We start from the raw sequence: 3,672 nt of genomic DNA, 5'->3' as shown, positions 1-3,672 counted from the left end.
GAGACGCGTGATGAGTGTGCTTGGATGGTCGGAACCGAGTACCCGCTGCTGGTCGGGCAACAATGCCTCGAACAGCGCCAACGCCTTACGTGCGTCGCCGCACTCGCCAGTCCAGCCAGCGATGTTGTGGCGCGTGATGAGCGTATCCGGATGATCCGGGCCGAGTACCCGCTGCCGAACTTGCAGCAGCGCCTCGTACATATAGAGCGCAGTGCCCGCGTCGCCGCTCTCTCCAGTCCAATATGCGATATTGCAGCAAACTGACAGTACGTATTTATCCGCGTTTGCCCGCCGCGTGCTGAGGATTGCCGCAATACAGGACCACGCGGAGAGGCGGGCGCGGGCAAATAGTCTTTCGGGAAGAGCGTTGTCCAGCGCGAAGAAGGCGGGGCTAAACAGCGCAACGTCGAGCAGGCCCGTTTCAGCGTGAGCAAGCAGAATGTCGGCGGCACGGACATAGGCAGCCTGCATCGCAGCGGTGTCCTGACCTTCAACCACCTCCGCCAGTTGCCCGGCGTAGTGACCGACGAGGATCTCGATGACCGTTGCCGCCTTCTGCGAACCGTTAGGCTGGTCGTGGAGGTGGGCGAGCAGGGCTTCCTGCATCTTGCCGTGGAAGCGGTAGCCCATTCCCGTGGGCAGCACATGACCGTTGCCGGGGCCGACAAGATCGTGGAAACCCTGGACCGGGATGCCCTTGATCGCGTGCTTTTCAACCAGCAGACGGAACACGGCTTCATCGAAGGTGAGGGCCAGGGCGAGCGCCTGCATGGCGCTGCGCAGGGTCTCGTCCATGTAGCGCAGGAAGCGCTGTTGCAGATCCTTGTGGCCGCGCCCCAGGTGCTTGCCGGCGTCGAAGTGGCGGTGGTGGCTGCCGATCTGGCGCAGGGCCAGATCGAGGGAGTAAAGGTGGAAGATGCGCTCGGGGTGCTCGCCGGCAGACTCTTCGGCGGCGTCGAGTATGGCCTCCCGCGCGCCGCGCACGATGGGGAGGATGGCGGCGCAGTGGGGGTCGGCGGGGCGGGCGGCGTACCAGGCTTCGGCCCGGTCGAGGAAGTGACGGGCGTCGTCTTCGCCGAGGCCGCCCACGAGGTGCTGTTCCAGCAGGGCATCCCAGGTGTCTTCCGGGGCATCGTCGCGCTGGTCGTAGAGTTCGCGCCACTGCAGGCGGTTGCGGCCGAACAGCGCGAAACCGCAGCGGGGCTGGGGGTCGTGTACGGCAAGCCGGCTGCACAGTTCCTGCAGCGCCCCTTGGGCGTCGTCGGCGCAGGCGGCCGACTGGATGCGCTCGAAGCCGTCGAGGGTGATGCACACGGCGCGGGGGTGGCCGTTGCGCTCGCCCTGTTCGGTGAGGAAATCCACCAGATCAACCGCCAGCACTTCGGCGGCGTGCCGCTTGAAGTCGGCCTCGCGGAGTTCGGTCAGCTCCAGGCCGGGAAAGCGCTGGGCGTAGCGCTTGGCTTGCCGTGCAGCGCGGAAGGCGATGGCGGCCTTGCGGACGAGGTCGACAGCTTTGAGCGAGGTGGCGAAGTCGGTGAGCGGCGCCCAGAACGAACCCGCCACTTCGGCAGCCTTCTGCTGGGTGCCGAGAAAATCCTGCACCTCTTCCGCGCTGACGCGGCCGTCGCCAAGGCTGCTGCCATGCCACGCCAGGCAGTACAGGTCGAACAGCGGCAGGGCACAGCCGGCATCCTTGAGCGCGGGGCGCAGGCGGACCGCAAACAGATCGAAGACGGGATAGGCGGGGGTGATGCGGTCGTTGTCCAGATCGACGTGGGCAAAGGCGAGGGGGTAGCCGCCCTGGTCTGACATGTCGGCGCGGTAGTCATCGACCGCCTTCTTGCATAGGGCCGACTTGCCGGCCCCACCCACACCGTGGAACACCTGGATGAGCGGCCGGGAAGGGGCGAAGGGCCGGGCGAGGAGTTCGTCGAAGAAGCCGCGCAGCACCTCGCGCGCGGCCTCCCGGTCGGTAAAGATGTCGTCCGCGCTGGGGACGGGCGGGTTGGAGAGGATGTGCTTGTGGCGGGCCATCGCGGCGGTTCCCGGCTGCGCATGCCGCCCGCCCGGATGGCCGGCGGATGCTTGATCGATATGCCGGGATTTTGCCTCACGACGGCGCCGCCCGAAATGGCATCCGCTTGCCGCGACATGGGGCGCGCCGCCCCTTGGCCCGAGATGCAGGCCAAGGCGCGATGATCGGCCGATGAGCCTGAATCGCGCCCCGCCCCCGCCGCCGCCCTGACGCTCCACATCGCGTCGGGGCCGGGCCAGCGCGGCGGCGGTCATTCGAGCAGGTCGGCCAGCTCGTCGGCGTGCTCTTCTTCGGTGGCGAGGATGCCTTCGAGCATCGAGCGGGTGGTGGAATCCTTGTCGCCGAAGTAGCGGATCAGCTCGCGATAGCTTTCGATGGCGATGCGTTCGGCGACGAGGTTCTCGCGGATCATCTGCTTGAGGTCGTCGCAGGCGACGTATTCGGCGTGGCTGCGCTCGGTGAGGCCGGCCGGGTCCATCAGCGGGGTGCCGCCCAGCTGCACGATGCGCCTGGCGAGCAGATCGGCGTGGGCCAGCTCTTCGTTGGAATGCACCAGAAACTCGGCGGCGATGGGCGCGGCGTGGATGCCGGTGGCGGCGATGGCGTGCTGGCGGTAGCGCAGCACGCACACCAGCTCGGTGGCGAGGGCGTTGTTGAGCAGGTGGATGGCCTGGTCCGGGTCGAGTTCGTAGTCGGGCGTGAGGGCGCCGTCTTCGATCTGCTTGCGGGCGCGGGCGCGCAGGGTCTTCACGTCGGTGAGGAAGGCGGAATCGCGGGGGGTTTCCTTGGCCATGATTTTCTCCTGATGGGTTGGGGTCGGGGGAGAGCGCGACGGGCTGGCGGGGCCTTGCGGCATCCACCGCCGTCATGCCGTCATGATGGGCCGGCGGCAGGTGCTGCGGTGTCGGACAGGACAGCGGCGCGATGTCGGACGAATCCTATCGGCGTGCCGGCGGGGGCCTGTTCAGGCGAGGGCAAGGGCGTGCGCGCCGGCCTCGCCCTCGATGAAATTGAGCAGCTCGTCCATCTGGAAGGATTTGTCGAAGAAGGCCGCGGCGCCGAGCATCCGGCATTTGGCCTGGATCACGGCGTGGGCGTGGTTCGAGAACACCACCGTACGCGGGGTGCCGAAGCGCTCGGGGGTGGCGTGGAGGGCGGCGAGCAGGCCCATGCCGGTGCCGTTGCGAAGTTCGAGATCCACGATGACGAGGTGGGGTCGTTCGCGCTTGAGCACGAGCAGTCCGTCGGCTTCGCCGTCGGCCGTGCCGACGATTTCGAGATGTTCGATCCCGCCGAGCATGGCCGAGAGCAGATCGCGCAATACGGCCGTATCTTCGATCAAGACCACCCGGAGGGGTGTGGGGGCTGGGGCGTCCATGGTGGCGTCTTCCTGAGTTCCATCGGTCTGAAGCGGCGTGCCGCGCATCCGCCTGAGGCTGCGCAGCGCCTTGTTTCCTCATCTGAAGTTTAGCGATTGCCGGTGTTCGGGGCCGTCAGGGGATGGCCGAAGCTGGCGTAGGCGAGGTCTGACGCGCCCAGCAAGAACAGGCCGCCCAGGGGGGCGCTGCCGGCCGGGGACAGGCTGAGGGGAAATGGCAAAGGAGGGGGAAAAGGAGGGGCGACGATCGGACGAGGGC

The 3,672-nt window shown here is 67.4% G+C and carries 3 protein-coding genes; all 3 read right to left on the bottom strand.

Going from position 1 to position 3,672, the window contains the following annotated elements; genetic code table 11:
* A partial coding sequence (locus tag ACE3N6_RS18940) for a tetratricopeptide repeat protein (protein WP_374247379.1) occupies positions 1–2,034 on the bottom strand: 2,034 nt, incomplete at its 3' end.
* A 251-nt stretch (positions 2,035–2,285) separates the two neighbouring features.
* Positions 2,286–2,828, bottom strand: coding sequence for a bacterioferritin (locus ACE3N6_RS18935; RefSeq protein WP_374247378.1), 543 nt, complete (start codon positions 2,826–2,828; stop codon positions 2,286–2,288).
* 171 nt (positions 2,829–2,999) lie between these two features.
* The gene (locus ACE3N6_RS18930) at positions 3,000–3,413 is read right to left on the bottom strand and encodes a response regulator (RefSeq protein WP_374247377.1); all 414 of its coding nucleotides are present in this window, start codon (positions 3,411–3,413) and stop codon (positions 3,000–3,002) included.
* Positions 3,414–3,672 lie beyond the last annotated feature (259 nt).

Origin of the sequence: Zoogloea sp. (genome assembly GCF_041904905.1) — a bacterium.
Lineage (GTDB): Bacteria > Pseudomonadota > Gammaproteobacteria > Burkholderiales > Rhodocyclaceae > Zoogloea.
The sequence above is the reverse complement of the archived record's forward strand: the minus strand, read 5'-3'. Positions and strand labels throughout refer to the sequence as shown.